This window comes from Tessaracoccus luoxuelianae, assembly GCF_054483915.1.
Genome location: NZ_CM137013.1, coordinates 1938294 through 1955527, shown reverse-complemented (window position 1 = coordinate 1955527; position 17234 = coordinate 1938294). Strand labels below are relative to the sequence as shown.

General features: G+C 67.1%; 15 protein-coding genes. 5 read left to right on the top strand and 10 right to left on the bottom strand.

The genetic code is table 11. The features are described 5' to 3' along the window. Window positions 1-76 precede the first annotated feature (76 nt). Window positions 77-1393 (bottom strand): ABC transporter substrate-binding protein, encoded by a 1317-nt coding sequence (locus tag ACX1D1_RS08740; protein ID WP_459054312.1) that lies wholly within the window; start codon window positions 1391-1393, stop codon window positions 77-79. Window positions 1394-1568: 175 nt separating this feature from the next. Here ACX1D1_RS08740 and ACX1D1_RS08735 point away from each other — a divergent pair, with 175 nt between their 5' ends. From ACX1D1_RS08735 to ACX1D1_RS08720, 4 genes are read left to right on the top strand one after another with little or no spacing between them, the layout of a single operon-like run. Continuing rightward, window positions 1569-2510, top strand: coding sequence for a metal ABC transporter substrate-binding protein (locus tag ACX1D1_RS08735; protein WP_255422207.1), 942 nt, complete (start codon window positions 1569-1571; stop codon window positions 2508-2510). Further along, entirely contained in the window at window positions 2497-3249 is a 753-nt protein-coding gene (locus ACX1D1_RS08730; protein WP_459054311.1) for a metal ABC transporter ATP-binding protein, read from the top strand. Before ACX1D1_RS08735 ends, ACX1D1_RS08730 begins: the two co-directional genes overlap by 14 nt. Further along, a complete protein-coding gene (locus tag ACX1D1_RS08725; protein WP_182783112.1) occupies window positions 3249-4235 on the top strand; it encodes a metal ABC transporter permease in 987 nt (328 codons plus the stop codon). Before ACX1D1_RS08730 ends, ACX1D1_RS08725 begins: the two co-directional genes overlap by 1 nt. Beyond that, window positions 4222-4623 carry a Fur family transcriptional regulator gene (locus tag ACX1D1_RS08720; RefSeq protein WP_182782931.1) on the top strand — a complete coding sequence of 134 codons (402 nt, stop codon included), beginning with the start codon at window positions 4222-4224 and terminating at the stop codon, window positions 4621-4623. The genes ACX1D1_RS08725 and ACX1D1_RS08720 overlap by 14 nt, the downstream gene beginning before the upstream one ends. On the opposite strand, the gene recO is transcribed toward ACX1D1_RS08720, so the two are convergent. Continuing rightward, complete coding sequence (gene recO / locus ACX1D1_RS08715) at window positions 4620-5342, bottom strand: DNA repair protein RecO (protein WP_182782932.1); 723 nt, start codon at window positions 5340-5342, stop codon at window positions 4620-4622. The genes ACX1D1_RS08720 and recO overlap by 4 nt on opposite strands. A gap of 127 nt (window positions 5343-5469) precedes the next feature. Between recO and ACX1D1_RS08710 the strand changes: the two genes are divergently transcribed. Then, a complete protein-coding gene (locus ACX1D1_RS08710; RefSeq protein WP_459056564.1) occupies window positions 5470-6138 on the top strand; it encodes an isoprenyl transferase in 669 nt (222 codons plus the stop codon). A gap of 5 nt (window positions 6139-6143) precedes the next feature. Here ACX1D1_RS08710 and ACX1D1_RS08705 read toward each other — a convergent pair whose 3' ends face one another. The 8 genes from ACX1D1_RS08705 to ACX1D1_RS08670 all read right to left on the bottom strand — a co-directional run bounded on the left by ACX1D1_RS08705 (window position 6144) and on the right by ACX1D1_RS08670 (window position 17202). Next, on the bottom strand, window positions 6144-7103 hold the full coding sequence (locus ACX1D1_RS08705; protein ID WP_182782933.1) for an acyl-CoA thioesterase: 960 nt from the start codon (window positions 7101-7103) through the stop codon (window positions 6144-6146). Window positions 7104-7173: 70 nt separating this feature from the next. Continuing rightward, a complete protein-coding gene (locus ACX1D1_RS08700; RefSeq protein ID WP_459054310.1) occupies window positions 7174-9756 on the bottom strand; it encodes a DEAD/DEAH box helicase in 2583 nt (860 codons plus the stop codon). Further along, window positions 9735-11492, bottom strand: coding sequence for a 2-isopropylmalate synthase (leuA, locus tag ACX1D1_RS08695; protein WP_182782935.1), 1758 nt, complete (start codon window positions 11490-11492; stop codon window positions 9735-9737). Before leuA ends, ACX1D1_RS08700 begins: the two co-directional genes overlap by 22 nt. Window positions 11493-11647: 155 nt before the next feature. After that, the gene (locus ACX1D1_RS08690; protein ID WP_459054309.1) at window positions 11648-12514 is read right to left on the bottom strand and encodes a carbohydrate ABC transporter permease; all 867 of its coding nucleotides are present in this window, start codon (window positions 12512-12514) and stop codon (window positions 11648-11650) included. Between the two features lie 3 nt (window positions 12515-12517). Continuing rightward, window positions 12518-13474: a carbohydrate ABC transporter permease gene (locus tag ACX1D1_RS08685; RefSeq protein ID WP_220490943.1), complete on the bottom strand. Its 957-nt coding sequence runs from the start codon at window positions 13472-13474 to the stop codon at window positions 12518-12520. A 73-nt stretch (window positions 13475-13547) separates the two neighbouring features. Continuing rightward, a complete protein-coding gene (locus tag ACX1D1_RS08680; RefSeq protein ID WP_459054307.1) occupies window positions 13548-14822 on the bottom strand; it encodes an extracellular solute-binding protein in 1275 nt (424 codons plus the stop codon). A 150-nt stretch (window positions 14823-14972) separates the two neighbouring features. Then, window positions 14973-15899 (bottom strand): GTPase Era, encoded by a 927-nt coding sequence (gene era / locus ACX1D1_RS08675; protein WP_182799667.1) that lies wholly within the window; start codon window positions 15897-15899, stop codon window positions 14973-14975. Continuing rightward, window positions 15892-17202 (bottom strand): hemolysin family protein, encoded by a 1311-nt coding sequence (locus tag ACX1D1_RS08670; RefSeq protein ID WP_459054306.1) that lies wholly within the window; start codon window positions 17200-17202, stop codon window positions 15892-15894. The genes era and ACX1D1_RS08670 overlap by 8 nt, the downstream gene beginning before the upstream one ends. Window positions 17203-17234 lie beyond the last annotated feature (32 nt).

Here is a 17234-nt window from a genome sequence, read left to right as displayed (position 1 = left end):
TGCTCCTGAGTGGTGAGGCCGGCGGTGACCCGAGTGCCCTCGGGCCACCGCCGACGCGGATTGGAAGAGGCGCCGACTAGCTCGCGGGCCAAGACGCGTCGATGGCCTGCAGCGTGGCGTCGAGGTCTGTGCGCCCACTGGTGTAGTCCACCATGCCGGTCCAGAAGCTGCCGGAGCCGACGGCGCCGGGCATCTGATCCGAGCCGTCGAAGCGGAAGACGGACGACTCGGAAACGGAGGCGGCCACGTCCTTGAGCACCTGGTTGGGGTACTTCTCCGCGTCGAAGGTCTTCAGCGGCGACAGCCATGCGCCGGTGCCGACCTGCGCGTCGCCGAACTCGGGATCGGTGGTCATGAAGGCCAAGGCCTTCTTGACATTGGCGTCGTTCTTGGTGAACGCGGCCGCAAGGTCGCCGCCACCCAGGACGGGGCTCTCGCCCGAGACGCTCGGGGTCACGAACATGCCCACCACAGTGTCGAGCTGGGCGAAGATCTCATCGGGGAAGAAGCCCTGCTGCGTGATGAAGTTGCCCTGCTTGCCCAGGTAGCACTTCGGCTCCGGGTCGAACATGGGATTCAGCGCGGTGGCGAATGCGTTGGACGAGGAGTTCTGGATCCCGCCGTAGACGTTGCCCTCGGTCATGAGGACCTCCTCGTAGACGGCGAACGCCTCGCGGATCTCGGGGCTGTCGAACTTGATCTCGCCGCTGACCCACTTGTCGTAGACCTCCGTGCCGCCGGTCTGGAGGACGTAGTCCTCGATCCAGTCGGTGGCGGGCCAGCCGGTGGCCGATCCGGACTCCATGCCGTAGCAGAGGGGGGCGACGCCGTCGGCCTTGATCTGCTCGAGCAGCGCCAGCAGGTCGTCGTGGGTCTCGGGAACGGCGTACCCGGCTGCCTCGAACGCCGGCTTGTTGTACCAGTAGAAGGACTTGCCGTTCATGGCCATCGGCGCGCCGTAGACGACGTCATCGACGGTGGCCGCGTCCAGGAATCCAGGGATGATGTCCGCCTCGAGCTTGTCCAGATCCACCTGGGTGCTCAGCTCGGCCAACTCCCCCTCCTCGGCCAACGCCTTGAGGATGCCCGGCTGGGGGAAGATCGCGATGTCTGGGGCGTTGCCCGACTGGACCTTCGAGCTGATCTGCACCTCGAACTCGTTGGACTGGATCCAGTCGAACGTGATGCCGTTCTCTTCGCCCCAGGTGTCCATGTCCGACTGGAAGGCCGTCGACTGATCGCCCGAGAAGGCGTACATGACCTGGATGGTCTCCTTGGCGGTCTCTTCACCCTCGGCCTCCGAGGCCTCAGGGGTGGATCCGCCGCCGAGGCATCCGGTGGCGAGAAGACTCAGGGCCGCGAGGCCGGAAATCAAGGAAATCTTTTTCCGCATGACAGATCGCTCCTTTGCGTGGGAGTTGACTCATCGCCTGACGATCGTTGTCAAGCGCGCTCCTGTCGAGATATTGCCACCGTCGACACCCGCAGCGCATTACTTTCGTCAGGGAGTTATCAAATCGTGACCGTCGGGTTTGACGCCCATGCTTGTCTAATTGATAATGGTTCTCATGTCTCACATGTCTCGACTCGTCGGCGTCAGCGCCGCTGCGGTTCTGCTCCTCGCCGCCTGCGGATCCTCCCCCGCGTCCGATCAGCCCGCGCCTCACGTGGTAGCGGCCTTCTACCCACTCGAGTGGGCGGCCTCCTCCGTCCTGGGCGAACACGGATCAGTGACGACACTCGCCACCCCGGGAGCGGAGGCGCACGATCTCGAGCTCACGCCGCAGCAGATCGCCTCCCTGGCCGATGCGGATCTCGTGGTGTATCTCTCCGGGTTCCAGCCCGCGGTCGACGATGCGATCGAGCAGTCGGGTGCTGAGCGGGTCCTCGATGCGGCGACGGTGGTCGATCTGCTTCCCGTGGCCGAGGAGCATGTCCACGGCGCTGAGGAGGAGGAGCACACCGCCGATGACGGACACGACCATGGCGAGTTCGATCCCCATTTCTGGCAGGATCCCACCCGCATGGCCGCGCTCGTGGAGGAGCTGGGCGCGCAGCTGGCCGAGATCGATCCCGAACACGCTGGTGACTATTCTGCCGGTACCGCCGAGAGCGTGTCTGCGCTCGGCGTCCTGGACACCGAGCTCGCCGCCGGACTCGATGAGTGCGCCCGACGCGAGTTCATCACCACGCACGCCGCATTCCACTATCTGGCCAACCGCTACGAGCTGACCGAGATCGGCATCTCCGGGGTGAGCCCCGACGATGAACCCTCGCCGGCGCGGATCAAGGAGATCCAGGACGAGGCCAGCGCCCACGGCGTCACGACGATCTTCTTCGAAACGCTCACCTCCGACGCGGTGGCGACCTCAATTGCCGAGGACCTCGGGCTCGAAACAGCCGTGCTCGATCCGCTGGAGGGGATCACCGACCAGTCCCCCGGCACGGACTACCCTTCGATCATGCGCGCCAACCTCTCCGCACTCTCCACCGCCAATGACTGCAGCTGATCCGCTCCACGCCGAGGGACTCTTCGTCTCACTGGGCGGCATGCCGGTCCTCCGGGACGTGTCGATCTCGGTTGCGGCGGGCGAGGCCGTTGCCCTGTTGGGTGGCAACGGCTCAGGCAAGTCGACGCTGATCCGCGCATTGCTTGGCCTGGTCCCCCACCAGGAGGGCACGGTGGACTTGTTCGGGCAGTCCCTGGAGACGTTCCGTGACTGGTCCCGGATCGGGTACGTGCCTCAACATTCCTCCGTGGCGGTCGCAAACGCGACTGTGTGGGAAGTGGCGGCCTCCGGGAGGCTGGCCCACCGTCGCCCGTTCCAATGGCTGGGCAGGCAGGACCGCGACGCGCTGCACCGAGCGTTGGACCTGGTCGGGTTGAGCGCTCGCGCCCGCTGGCCCTTCAGCGCCCTGTCCGGTGGGCAGAAGCAACGGGTGCTGATCGCCCGCGCCCTCGCCACCCACCCGGACCTTCTTGTGATGGACGAGCCGCTTGCCGGAGTCGACCTGCACAGCCAGCAGGGAATCGCAGAACTGCTGTCACGCCTGGGCGACGAGGGGTTGGCCCTGCTGGTGGTGCTCCACGAACTCGGGCCGATGGGCACGGTCCTGCACCGCTCGATCACACTCTGCGACGGTCTGGTCGTCGAAGCCGAGCCCACCGGGGCCCATGAGTGCGACCCGGACGTGACCATGCCGTCCGTCGTGGGTCTGTCCGACCCGATTGCAGGAGCTTTCACGTGATCGAGATCCTCAGCCTGCCGTTCATGCAACGCGCCCTCCTCGCCGCGCTGCTCAGCGGCCTGATCGCCCCCGCCATCGGGACCTTCATCGTCCAGCGGCGGATGAGCCTGCTCGGCGATGGCCTGGGGCACGTGGCGATCATGGGTGTCGGCCTGGCGCTCATGACGGGGTGGGCGCCACTGCCCGTCGCAGTGGTCACCGCCGTGGCGGGAGCTGTCACCGTCGAGTTGTTGCGCCAGCATGGGAAGGCCTCGGGAGACCTGGGCCTGGCCATCCTGTTCTACGGCGGCCTCGCCTCGGGTGTGTTGATGGCCGGTGTCGCGGGCCAGGGCGCGGGAGGACTGTCTGCGTTCCTCTTCGGCTCACTGACCTCGGTGAGCGAGGGTGACATCGCCCTCATCGTCGCCCTCGCCGTGATCATTCTGGCCCTGACCATCGGGCTCGCGCCGAGACTGTTCGCCGTCTCCGTCGACGAGGACTATTCGAGGGTCCTGGGCATCAGGGTCAAGGCCCTCAACCTCCTCGTGGTGGTCCTGGCTGCCATCACGGTGACCGTCTCCATGCGCACGGTGGGACTGCTGCTGATCAGTGCGCTCATGGTGATCCCGGTGGCCACATCGCAGCAGATCTTCATCGGCTTCACCACCTCATTCTTCGGCGCCATGGGTGTTGGAGTTGTGGCCGCGGTCGGCGGCACCATCGGCTCCTTCTACCTGGACACCGCAACCGGCGCCACCATCGTCGTCACCGCCATTCTGCTGCTGGGGTTGTCCTGGGTGTTCGGCCGGTGGACCCGTCGCTCCGCCAGGTTCATCCCCTACGTCGAGGATCACGGCCACTCCCACACCTATCGCCAGGCCGAGGCGCACGACGACTCGTTCGCGCACACGCCTGGGGTGAAGGTGATCCAGCACGGCGACCACCTGGACTACGTCCACGACGGCCACCGTCACGCCCTCCATGGGGATCACTATGACGAGCACTAAACCCACCACGCGCCACACCTGGCAGCGCGCCGCCGTCCGGGACCTCCTGGAGGGCGGTGAGGAGTTCCGCACCGCCCAACAACTCCACGACCAACTTCGGGAGGTGGGCGCCAAGGTGGGGCTGGCCACCGTGTACCGGGCACTGCAGGCCATGGCCGAGGCCGGCGAGGTGGATGTGCTGCGGACCCCGGATGGCGAGGCGACCTACCGACGGTGTTCGTCTGGTCACCACCACCACCTCGTGTGCCGGTCCTGCGGTTATTCGATCGAGATCGCCGCCCGCGAGGTGGAGGAGTGGGCAGCGCGCGTCGCGCAGGCCAATGGCTTCACCGAGGTGGTGCACGACGTGGAGGTCTTCGGTCTCTGCCGCACCTGTTCCGCGGGCTAGCGTTCGAAGTAGGGAAGCGATCGGAGCGCCTGGTCCAGGTGCCACGTGGCGTAGGCGACCACCATGCCGTCGACCCGCTTGGCAGTGGCGAGATCAGTGGCCTGGGCCACCGCCCAGTCCCCGCTGAGCAGGGAGCCGAGGTGCGTGGCGGCCGCCTGGTCCAGCTGGCCGGCCCCCGAGGCGCGGCATCCGGTGCAGACCGCCCCGCCGCCCACGGGTGAGAACCAGCGCACGTCCACGCTCCCGCAGCCGGCACAGCTCCTCGTCGACACGGCGTACCCGGCCACCGCCAGCGCCCGCAGCAGGTAGGAGTCCACCACCAGCGGCGCGGGGCGCTCACCCGCCTCGAGCGCGAGCAGCGCGCCGAGCAGGAGGCGGAACTGTTGAAGGGCGGGGCTGTGCTCCTCCGCGACGAGGCGGTCCGCCGTCTCGACCAGCACCTCCGCGGCGGTAAAGCGCGAGTAGTCGGCGGCGAGCCTGCTCGAGTGGAGTGCCTCCACCTGGGTGACCACCTCCAGCGAGCCTCGCCCCTCCGCGAACTGGATGTCGACGTGATGGAACGGCTCCAACCGGCCGCCGAACTTGCTGGAGGTCTTGCGCACCCCCTTGGCCACGGCGCGGACTTTGCCGTGGGTGCGGGTCAGCAGCGTGATGATGCGGTCCGCCTCGCCCAGCTGATGCGTCCGCAGCACCACCGCTTGGTCGCGATAGGTCGGCACAGCATCGAGTGTAGGCGGGTAGTGTCGGAGCGTGCCCATGCCCCGCCGCCGCCCCACCCCGCACCCCAGCGGAGCGAGAGCTCCGGAGATCCCCCGGGCGGCCCTCCCCAGACACGTCGCGATCGTGATGGACGGCAACGGAAGGTGGGCCAAGCAGCGGGGGCTCAAGCGCACGGAGGGGCACGCCCGCGGCGAGGCCTCGCTGCTGGATGTCATCCACGGCGCGGTCGAACTGGGCATCCCCTACCTGTCGGCGTACGCGTTCTCCACGGAGAACTGGAAGCGCTCCCCTGACGAGGTGCGATGGCTGATGGGCTTCAACCGCGACGTCATCAACCGCCGCCGGGACGAACTCAACGACCTCGGGGTGCGTATCCGCTGGGCCGGCCGCCGTCCGAGGTTGTGGGGATCGGTGATCAAGGAACTCGAAGTGGCCGAGGAGATGAGCCGACACAACGACACCCTGACCCTGCAGTTCTGCGTCAACTACGGCGGCCGGGCCGAGATCGTCGACGCGGCCCGCGAGATCGCTCGTCTGGCCCGGGCAGGCAAGTTGGACCCCGACCGACTCACCGAGGAGCGGTTCGCACGGTTCCTCGACGAGCCCGAGATCCCCGACGTCGACCTCTTCGTGCGCTCCTCCGGCGAGCAGCGCACCTCGAACTTCCTGCTGTGGCAGTCCGCGTACGCGGAGTTCATCTTCCTGGACAGGCTGTGGCCGGATTTCGACCGCCGCGACCTGTGGGCCGCCGTCGAGCAGTACTCATCCCGGGAGCGGCGCTTCGGCTCAGCCTGAGCCTCTCAGAGGTCCGGCGGCAGTTCCTTCGGCACAGGCCGGAGCAGCTTCCGGCGGATGTCGATCATGGCGCGTGCATGGGTCTCCAGGGCCACGTCGCCGGGCAGCACCGGCTGCCACGGAGGCACGGGTCGCTTCCGGCCCTTCTCATCGACTCCGCAGTAGACGATGGTGCAGTGCGTGGTCTCCCTGAGGTCCCTCGTCCGGGGATCTCCCGAGCTGACGTGCACGGAGATGTGCATGCTGGTGGTGCCGGTGTGGAGCAGCCGCGCGGTGACTTCGACGAGATCCCCGATGAACATGGGGCGGTAGAACCGCACGCCACCGGCGAAGACGGAGGCCACCGGTCCGGCGTGCCAGCGTTCGGCCACCACCTGGGCCGCCTGGTCGATCCAGTTCATGACGTAGCCGCCGTGCACCTTGCCGCCCCAGTTGACATCGGTCGGCGCTGCCAGGAAGCGCAGGGTCTCGCGGCAGGACCCGGTCTCGACGTCGTACTCCTGGCCCCCCATCTCCTCTTCGATGGCCCGGCGCGCCACGTTGATCTCCAGCGCCCGATCGTGCTGGCCCCGCTCCCACTCGTCTCGCGGCTCGAAGGGGGGAACAGGGACCGGTTTGCCGTCCTCCATGGCGACGAACTGCAGGACGCACTGGGTATTGAGCACCCGCGCCGACGAACGCGGGTCGCCGCTGGAGACGGTGCAGACCACCTGGAGCGACGTCCTGCCCGTGAGTACGACGCGGGCCTGGACCACCACGAGGTCGCCAACGTGGATGGGGCGCGTGAAGTGGATGTTGCCGACGTAGCCGGTCACCGCATAGGTGCCGGCCCACCCGACGGCTGCGGCGTAGCCGGCCTTGTCGATCCACTCGAGCACCTTGCCTGCGCTCATCAGCCCACGGACGTTGGCGTCCATGGGTTCGGCGAGGAATCGCAGTGTGACGCCGCGCTGAGTGCCGGGCATGCAGACACGCCTTCCGTGATGGGCGAGGTGATGCGCGCAGCGTAGCTGAGGGGAAGGATTGGGGCGGCGATCAGTCCAGGCGCTGGAACGCAACCGCGCGGACCACTGCGGACCCAGCAGCATCGCTGGCCACCAGATCCGCCTCGGCGCGGATCATCCAGTCATGGTTGCCCTGAGGATCGTGAATCACCTGGAGCACCGTCCAGCGCTCGCGCCCCTTCTCGATCCGGAAGAGCCCCGGGCCGCGGGCGTCGCCGTCGGTGAGCAGGTCCTCATGCTCGTCCCAGTACTCCCCCAGGGCCTCGTCCCAGGCGTCGGCGTCCATCAGGATCCCGAGCGGCGGATCGACCATGACAGAGGCTTCGGCGTCCATGGCAGCCAGGGCGGCGATGTCGTCGCGGGCCGCGAGTTCGACGCGACGGAACATCGCGGTGCGGATCATGGCGGTGAAGGCGCGCTCGTTGCCGGTCACCGGCCTCGGTGGCGGCGGGGGTGCCCCCAGCGCCGCGGCTGCGACGGCCGCAGCCACCTTGTCCGGATCCGTCAGGGCCTCCCACTCGTCGAGCAGGGACGAGTCGGTCTGGCGGACCGTCTCCCCCAGCCACTCGACCAGGTCGTCGAACTGCTCGGTGCGATGCTCGTCCGGGACGGTGTGGCGCAGCGCCCGGTACGCGTCCGACAGGTAGCGCAGCAGTCCGCCCTCGCTGCGCTGGAGCTTGTAGAAGGACACGGCCTGGTTGAAGCTCATCGCCCGCTCCCACATGTCGCGCACGACGGTCTTGGGTGACAGCTTGGAGGCCTCCACCCAGGGGTGCGACTGGGCGTAGATGCCCATGGCGTGCTGGAGGAGCTCGTCGAGGGGCTTGGGCCAGGTGATCTCCTCGAGGCGCTCCATCCGCTCGTCGTACTCCACCCCGTCTGCCTTCATCTGCGCCACCGCCTCGCCGCGGGCCACGAACCGCTGAGCCAGCAGCACCTGGAACGGGTCCTCCAGCACCGCCTCGATGATGGAGACGACGTCGAGGTGGTGGGTGGGTGAGTCCGGGTCCAGCAGCGCCAGCGACGCCACCGCGAACGGGGCGAGGGGCTGGTTGAGAGCGAAATCGTCCCCGACGCCCTCGGACATGGCGCACCACCGGCCATCCGGATCCGGGGCGCTGAGCTTCACCAGCACGCCCGAGCGCAGAAGCGCCTGGGTCAGGGCCAGGGCTCGCCGCGTGAGCTCGCGCTTCCGGCCGGACGGCTCGTGCGACGCCTCGATCAGCGCACGCATGGACTGTGCACCGCTGCCTGGTCGCTGCGCGATGTTGAGCACCGTGGAATGGGTGACCTGCATCCGCGACACCAGCTGCTCCGGCTCGGCGACCACGATCTTGTCGAAGGTGTCCTCGCTCCAGGCGACGAATCCCTCGGGCGGCTTGCGGCGCACCACCTTGCGCCTGGCCTTGGGATCGTCGCCGGCCTTGGCCAACGCGCGCTCGTTCTCGATCACGTGCTCCGGGGCCTGCACCACCACGAAACCCACCGTGTCAAAGCCGGCGCGGCCCGCGCGGCCCGCGATCTGGTGGAACTCGCGCGAGCGCAGGCGCCGCACCCGCGTGCCGTCGTACTTGGCGAGCCCGGTGAACAGCACGGTGCGGATGGGGACGTTGATGCCCACGCCGAGTGTGTCGGTACCGCAGATGACCTTGAGCAGCCCGGTCTGAGCCAGCTGTTCGACGAGGCGCCGGTACTTCGGCAGCATGCCCGCGTGGTGCACGCCGATCCCGCGGCGCACCAGTCCGGACAGGATCTTGCCGAAGCCGGGCCCGAACCTGAACGCCCCGATCTCCTCGGCGATCCGGGCGCCGTCGTGCTTGGTAATCAGGTTGAGCGAGAGCAGCGACTGGGCGCGCTCCAGCGCGTCGGCCTGCGTGAAGTGAACGACGTAGACCGGCGCCTTCTGCTCCTGGATGAGGTCCACAACCCGCTCCTGGAGCGGGGTCATGGACCATTCGAACAGCAGCGGCACCGGCCGCTCCGCGTCGCTGATCAGGCTCGTGGCGCGGCCCGTGCGGCGCGTGAGGTCCTCCGCGAGCGCGGTGAGGTCGCCCAGGGTGGCGCTCATCAGGAGGAACTGGGCCTGGGGGAGCTCCAGCAACGGCACCTGCCACGCCCAGCCCCGGTCCGGCTCGGAGTAGAAGTGGAACTCGTCGGCAATGACGAGGCCGACGTCGGCGGCCCGCCCCTCGCGGAGCGCGATGTTGGCCAGCACCTCGGCCGTGCAGCAGATGATGGGGGCGTCCGCGTTGACTGAGGCGTCACCGGTGACCATGCCGACGTTGTCCGCGCCGAAGACCTGACACAGCGCGAAGAACTTCTCACTCACCAGGGCCTTGATGGGTGCGGTGTAGAAGCTCACCCGATCCGTCGCCAACGCCGCGAAGTGCCCCGCCAGCGCCACCATCGACTTCCCCGAACCCGTCGGCGTGGACAGGATCAGATTGTTGCCGGTGAACAGCTCGATGGCGGCTTCGTCCTGATGGGGGTAGAGCGAGAGGCCCTGCCCTTCGGCCCAGGACGTGAACCGCTCGTAGAGGGAATCGGGATCGGTGGCGACGGGATCGGTGAGCTTCAGCAAACCCTCGCCGATCAGGCGGGGGCCATGACCCACGCCGCCGCGCGGTTCAGGGCGCTCAGGATGGCCTTCATGGAGGCGCTGGTGATGCTGGGGTCCACGCCCACGCCCCACAGGACCGTGGCGTCGTCGCCCTCACCCACCTCGCACTCGACGTAGGCTGCGGCCTTGGCGTCGCCGCCGGCATCAAGCGCATGCTCGGTGTAATCCAGCACCCGCACGTGGGCGCCGGCCTGGACCAGCGCGTCGACGAACGCGGAGACGGGACCGTTGCCCTCGCCGTCGACCTCGACGTTCTTGCGCGTGGGGCCGTCGATGACGGCCCGGACGTGGAACTGCCCGTTGCTGGAGGTGGAGCCGGCCGAGTCCAAGCGCCACGGACCGTCGCTCAGGTACTCGCGCTCAAAGATGGCAAACATCTGGGCCGGGGTGACCTCACCGCCGGAGGTGTCTGTGTGGGCCTGCACCACGCGCGAGAACTCGATCTGCAGCCGGCGCGGCAGGTCCATCTTGTACTCGTTCTTCATCAGGTAGGCCATGCCCCCCTTGCCGGACTGCGAGTTGACCCGGATGACTGCCTCGTAGGTGCGGCCCACGTCGTGGGGGTCGATCGGCAGGTACGGGGCCTCCCAGTCGATCTCGTCGACCAGCTTGCCCTGGCGGGCGGCCTCGGCCTCCAGGTGCTCCAGGCCCTTCTTGATGGCGTCCTGGTGCGATCCGGAGAACGCCGTGTAGACCAGATCACCGGCGTAGGGGTGGCGGGGGTGCACCGGCAGGCCGGTGCAGTACTCCACCGTGCGGCGGATGTGATCGATGTCCGAGATGTCCACCTGCGGGTCCACGCCCTGGGTGTACAGGTTGAGGGCCAGCGTCACCAGGTCCACGTTGCCGGTGCGCTCGCCGTGCCCGAACAGGCATCCCTCGACCCGGTCCGCCCCGGCCATCTGCCCCAGCTCGGAGGCCGCGACAGCGGTGCCGCGGTCGTTGTGCGGGTGCAGGGAGACAGCCACGTGCTGACGGTCGCGGATGTTGCGGATGAAGTACTCGATCTGGTCTGCGTACGTGTTCGGCGTGGAGCGCTCGACGGTGGCGGGCAGGTTGAAGATGATCTCGCGCCCCTCCCCCGGCTGCCACACATCGCTGACCGCGTTGCACACCTCGATGGCGAAGTCCGTGGGCGTCTGGGTGAAGATCTCCGGCGAGTACTGGTAGCCGAACTCCACATCGCGCAGATGCTTGTCCGCGTACTTCATCACCAGCTCGGTGCCGCGGGTGGCCAGCTGGACGCACTCCTGCTCGGAAATGCGGAACACCACCTTGCGGAACAGCTCGGCGGTGGCGTTGTACATGTGGATCGTGCCGCGCTGGGCGCCGACCAGCGACTCTGCCGTGCGGCTGATCAGGTCCTCGCGGGCCTGGGTCAGGACCGAGATCGTGACGTCGTCGGGGATCTTGTTTCCCTCGATCAGCTGCCTCACGAAGTCGAAGTCCGTCTGGGAGGCGGACGGGAACCCCACCTCGATCTCCTTGTAACCGATGTCGACCAGCAGCTCGAACATGCGCATCTTCCGCGACGGGGTCATCGGGTCGATCAGGGCCTGGTTACCGTCACGCAGATCAGTGGACAGCCAGCGAGGTGCCTTCTCGATGCGCTTGGAGGGCCACGTGCGATCCGGCACGTCTACGGGGATGAAGGGCGTGTAGCGGTGCACCGGCATCGGGGTGGGCTGCTGCACGGGTGTGGGCTGCGGGCGGGTGGTGAAAGCGTTCATCTGAGTATCTCCTGGGCTGTATCGGTGCGCCAGACGCGTACAAGCACCGCAGCGAGGGGATCTGGCTCAGAGATTCTGGGCCCCGCTGCGGCAGCCAAGGAGGAGGGTATGCCGTGCCACGTCGGCCACTGTAGCACCGTCGGCGAAGCTTGCCACTACTTGACGGAACCTGCCGTGAGTCCACCGATGAGCCGCCTCTCGATGAAGCTGAAGAGAATCACCACCGGGACGATCGCGATCATGGCCACCGTGAACAGGTACTGCCAGTCCTTGATGTAGAGCCCCAGGAACCGCGGCATCGACACCGTCAGCGGCTGCAGGTTCGTCTGCTGGACGAGGATGAAAGCGGCCGAGAACTCGTTCCAGGTATTGACGAACACGAACACGATCGCCGTGACGATGCCCGGCCAGACGAGCGGAAGCGAGATGCGGAACATCGTCTGCAGGCGGCCAAGCCCGTCGATCAGAGCGGCCTCGTCGATCTGCTTCGGGACCGAGGCGAAGAACGCCTGCATGATCCAGATCGCGAAGGACAGGTTGAAGGCGGCGTTGATGAGGATCAGCGCGGCCCACACCGCGTAGCTCTGCCACCCCTTGAACTGCTGGAACAGGCCCACCGCCAGCACCGTCGGCTGCAGCATCTGGGTGCAGAGCACCAGGAGGAGGAAGACCATGCGACCCGGGAACCGGAACCGGGCCACGTAGTACGCGGCCGGGGTGGCCACCAGAAGCACCAGCAGGGTGGCGCCCAGCGAGATCACCGCGGTGGCCAGCAGCGATGAGGCCGGGTCCACCTCTGAGGCCCATACGGTGAGGTAGTTGTCCCAGCGTGGCGTGGACGGAAAGTAGTCAGGGGGGATGTTGGTGATCTCGAGGCGGGTCTTCAGGGAGCTGATGAACATCAGCGCGTAGGGGAAGCCGAAGAAGGCCACGATGACCAGTGACCCGGCGGCGATGAACCAGGGGCTTGGCGGCTTGTTGATGCCGCCCCGGACGGCGCGTTGCTCTCTCACGTTGGCCATGGCTCAGGCCACCTCCTTCGTGGGCTGCACGACGATCAGGTAGATGGCGATGATGACGAGGCAGAACACGAAGTTCAGCACCGACAGCGCCGACGACACCCCTGGACCGAGCGCGCGCTGGTACTCGAACATGAGCGTCGTGGTGATGTGCCCGGTATGGAAGCCGGGGGTTTCCTGCAGCAGGCGAAGGATGGGCAGCGAGTTGAACACGTTGATGATGTTGATCAGCGCCGCCACCGCGATGGCGGGCCTCAGCAGGGGCAGCACGATGAACCCGTAGCGCTGCAGCTTGTTGGTCCCGTCCATGTGCGCGGCCTCGAGCACGTCGTCGGGGATGGCCTGGAGGCCGGCCAGGATCGTGTAGGTCGTGAAAGGGAGGGACACGTAGATGGCCACGAACACCGCGACCCAGAAGGCGCTGGTGGGGTCCTTCGTCCAGGCCCGGGCCGTCTCGATGATGCCGGTGTCCACCATGAGCCGGTTGAACAGGCCCACGTTCTCCTGAAGTCCGTAACGGAAGACTGTCGCGGTCATGACCACGGAACAGGCCCACGGGAGGATGATGAACAGGCGCAGCGCCTTGCGGCCACGAAACTCGATGTTGAGGAACTGGGCAAGGAGCAGGGAGAGCACGACGGTGACTGCGACGACCACGACGACCCACACGACGGTGTTGAGGAGAATCCGCTCCACCGGCACGCCCGGGAACGTCAATGCCCCAGCGGGACCGATGTAGTTGTCGAGGCCGATCGGATCAGGGCTGCGCTTGATGCCGCGGTTGTTGAACTTGAAGAACGACGTGTAGATCATGAGCGCCGCGGGGAAGAGGACCACGCCCGCGATCAGGGCGACGGTGGGGAGCAGCCAGGGAAGGGACGTGAGGGTCGCCCTGAGACCGGAGTTCTTCGACCGACGACGCGTGCTCGTGGGCACGCTCGTGGGCGTGGCGGTCAATGACACTTCAGTTCCTCCTCGGTGGGGCCATGGGAACGGGGCGGCACCGGATCACGATGCCACCCCGTCCTGCGTGTGGTCAGGCCTGGGCGTCGACCTGTGCCTGGATCTCGCCGAGAACCTCAGCCGGATCGCCGGTGCCCACCTTGTAGGCCGAGCCCTGGAGCGCGGTCTGGAGAGCATCCCACGTGGGGTTGCCGACAGGCAGGAACTGGACGATGGAGAGGGCCTCGAGGAACGCGGCGCCGATCTCGTCGGACTCCGCCTGCCCCTTCTCGATCATCGAGGTGGTCACAGGCAGCAGGCCTGTGCCCTTGTACCACCCCTCGTAGAGCTCGTCGGAGTACAACACGTCGAGGAAGGCCGCGGTGGCCGCCTTGCGGTCCTCGTCGCCGTTGTCGAAAGCGACGATGAAGTCGGTCACGCCGAGCGCCACGCCGTCGCCACCGTCCTTAGCCGGGATCGGGGCGAGGGCGACGTTGATGCCCTTGGCCTGCGCGTCGGAGACGATCGCCGAATGCGCCATCATCATGCCGAGCTTGCCGGCCTGGAACAGGTCGGCGACGTCGATCCGGTTGTCCTCGAGGTTGGCCTGGGTGTAGCCGGCCTCGAACATCTTCTTCATCTGGCCGAAGGCCTCGACGGCCTCAGGGGTGTCCGCCTTCAACGCGTCGCCGTCGGCCCAGTCGCCACCGGCGCCCCAGAGCCATAGCGAGGACTCCACCTGCGCCTCCTCGCGGCCCAGCGGCATTCCGTAGCCGCGGACGTCGCCGCCCAGCGCGACCAGCTTCGCCGACGCCTCTTCGAGCTCCGCCCATGTGGTGGGCGGCTCGGCGATGCCGGCAGCCTCGAACATGTCCACGTTGTAGGCCATCATGCGCGACGTCGCGATGTCTGGCGCAGCCCACTGGGTGCCGTCGGTGCCCACGCCGTTGGCGAGCAGGGAGGGCTCGATGGAGGCGAGGGTCTCAGCGGACATGACCTCATCGATGGGATAGAGGATCCCGGCCTCGGCCGACGCCGCGAACGCGTTGTCGTTGAGGATGTCGGGGTAGTCGTTGGCCTGGATGCGGGCGGACACCTTGTCGGAGAACCCGTCCCAGCCCTCGATCTGGAGCTCGACGGTGACGTCCGGGTAGGTCTCGTTGAACGCGGCGATGACTGCATCCCAGTCGGCCTTCGAGGTGTCCGAGTAGGACGGGGCCATGACCTTGATGGTGGTCTCCAACGAGCCGGCATCCACCGAGGTGGCGTCGCCTGTCGAGGAGGGGGTGGTGGTGTCGCCGCCGCATGCCGCGAGGGTGACGGCGCTGACGATGGCCACCGCGCTGAACTTGAGGACACGCTTCTTCACGTGCGGTTCCTTCCTGTCTTTCGATCAACCAGGAATGGTTGTTGCCCGTGATACTAGGAGCCGCCCACGAGGGTGCGCGCGAATCGCCCGCGCCGTAATCAAATAGTTACCGTTAACATGCCAAACGCGCAGAATGGCTGATCGCTGTGCTCAGAATCCGAGCCGGTTGAGGTGCTTCGAGTCGCGCTGCCACTCCTTGAGTACCTTGACGTGCAGATTCAGATGGACGCGCGTGCCGAGCAGAGCGTTGATCTGTTCGCGCGCCTGAGTTCCGATCTCGCGCAGGCGGGCGCCTTTGTGGCCGATGATGATGCCCTTCTGCGAGTCCCGCTCCACCACGATGGAGGCGAAGATGTCGGTCAGCGGCTTGTCCTCCGGCCTGTCGGGTCGGGGGAGGATCTCGTCGATGATCACCGCGATCGAGTGGGGCAGCTCATCGCGCACCCCTTCCAGCGCGGCCTCGCGGATGAACTCCGCGATGAGCGTCTCCTCGGGCTCGTCGGTGATCTCGCCGTCCGGGTAGTAGACCGGACCTTCGGGGAGCAGCGCCACGAGCGAGTCTCGGACGAGATCGATTTGATCGCCTTCGGTAGCCGAGCACGGGATTACCTCGGACCATTCGATCCCCAGCTCGGTGGCCACCTCACCGATGTCCACCAGGTGTGAGAGTTGCCGTTGCTTACTCACCAGGTCCGTCTTCGTGGCCAGAGCCACCAGGATGGGCCTGCGCGGGAGCTTGGCGATCTCACCGATGATGAACTTGTCGCCTGGCCCGATGCGCTGGTCGCACGGCAGGCAGACGCCCACCACGTCGACAGATCCCCACGTCTGGAAGACCAGGTCGTTGAGGCGCTGCCCCAACAGGGTGCGGGGGCGGTGCAGGCCAGGTGTGTCGATGACGATGAGCTGGCCGTCGTCCCGGGTCACGATCCCGCGCACTGCATGCCTGGTGGTCTGCGGCTTGCTCGAAGCGATGGCGATCTTCTGGCCGACGAGGGCGTTGGTCAGCGTCGACTTGCCGGCGTTGGGCCGGCCGACGAAGCAGGCGAATCCGGATCGGTAAACGGGCTCAGTCATCGTCGCCTTCCGGGGACTCAGTAGGGGTGAGGTCCGCCTCGGTGAGGCGTCGGGCAAGGACGGTGCCGATCTGGTGGCGCCGGCCGACGGCGCGGTCCGCGATCAGCTCGATGTCGCCGACCACCGTGCGGGCGCCGGGGATGGGCACCACATTGAGCTGCTTGGCCATGAGGCCGCCGACGGTCTCCACGTCATCGTCGTCGAGATCGACGCCGAAGAGGGCGCCCAGCTCGTCGACGGGAAGCCGCGACGAGATCCGGTAGCGTCCCTCCCCCAGGTCCGCGATGACCGGGGCGTCCAGGTCGTATTCGTCGACGATCTCGCCGACGATCTCCTCGAGGATGTCCTCGATCGTGGCCAGCCCCGCGGTGCCGCCGAACTCATCGACGACCACCACCAGGTGAGAGTGACTGAGTTGCATGTCGCGCAACAGATTGCTGACTGGTTTTGAGTCAGGGCAGAAGGTGGCGGGCCGCATCAGCTCCGCGACCGTCTCCCGGCGCTCGGAGTCCGGGAAGTCGTAGACGCGCTTGGACACGTCCTTGAGATAGATGATGCCGAGGATGTCATCGAGGTCCGTGCCGACCACCGGGATCCGGGAGAACCCGGAGCGCAGCGCCAACGACAGCAGCTGGCGCAAGGTGGTGTCCTGCTTGACGAACACCACGTCCGTGCGCGGAACCATGACCTCCTTGACCAGCGTGTCGCCGAGCTCGAAGACGGAATGGATCATCTTCGACTCCCCCGCCTCGATGAGCTCCTGCTTCTCGGCGATGTCGACGAGGTCTCGCAGCTCGGCCTCCGTGGCGAACGGGCCGTCGGCGTAGCCGCGCCCGGGAGTGAGCGCGTTGCCGAGGAGGATCATCAACTGGGCGATCGGCCCGAAGAGCGAGGTGAGGCCCGAGACGAGGAATCCGAACATCCGCATGGTTCGCTCGGGGTTCTGCCTGCCCAGGGTTCGTGGGGCCACGCCCCACAGGATGAACGACACAGCCAGCATCACGCCGATGGTGACCAGCGCGCGCTGCCAATCCATCTGGAACTGGGTGAACACCACGAGGCCTGCCAGGACGATCGAGGTGATCTCCAGCGTCATCCGGGTGAACATCACGGCGTTGATCGACGGCGCCGGATCCTGCGCGATCAGCTTGATCCGCTCGGCCCCACGCTCATCATGATCCGCCATCCGCTCGGCGCGGGCCTTGGTGGTGACACTCACCGCCGTCTCGACCGCGGCGAGGATGGAGGCGGCCAGAGCGCACGCGAGCGCGATGCCCAGTTCTATCCACTCGGACTGTGTCACGTGGGGTGTTCAACTCGCTCGGGTCGGGGATG

Coding starts and splice junctions, on each gene's coding strand:
- ACX1D1_RS08740 (WP_459054312.1), bottom strand. CDS start 1,393: ATGCGGAAAAAGATTTCCTTGATTTCCGGCCTCGCGGCCCTGAGTCTT.
- ACX1D1_RS08735 (WP_255422207.1), top strand. CDS start 1,569: ATGTCTCACATGTCTCGACTCGTCGGCGTCAGCGCCGCTGCGGTTCTG.
- ACX1D1_RS08730 (WP_459054311.1), top strand. CDS start 2,497: ATGACTGCAGCTGATCCGCTCCACGCCGAGGGACTCTTCGTCTCACTG.
- ACX1D1_RS08720 (WP_182782931.1), top strand. CDS start 4,222: ATGACGAGCACTAAACCCACCACGCGCCACACCTGGCAGCGCGCCGCC.
- ACX1D1_RS08710 (WP_459056564.1), top strand. CDS start 5,470: ATGGACGGCAACGGAAGGTGGGCCAAGCAGCGGGGGCTCAAGCGCACG.
- ACX1D1_RS08705 (WP_182782933.1), bottom strand. CDS start 7,103: ATGCCCGGCACTCAGCGCGGCGTCACACTGCGATTCCTCGCCGAACCC.
- leuA (WP_182782935.1), bottom strand. CDS start 11,492: ATGAACGCTTTCACCACCCGCCCGCAGCCCACACCCGTGCAGCAGCCC.
- ACX1D1_RS08690 (WP_459054309.1), bottom strand. CDS start 12,514: ATGGCCAACGTGAGAGAGCAACGCGCCGTCCGGGGCGGCATCAACAAG.
- era (WP_182799667.1), bottom strand. CDS start 15,899: ATGACTGAGCCCGTTTACCGATCCGGATTCGCCTGCTTCGTCGGCCGG.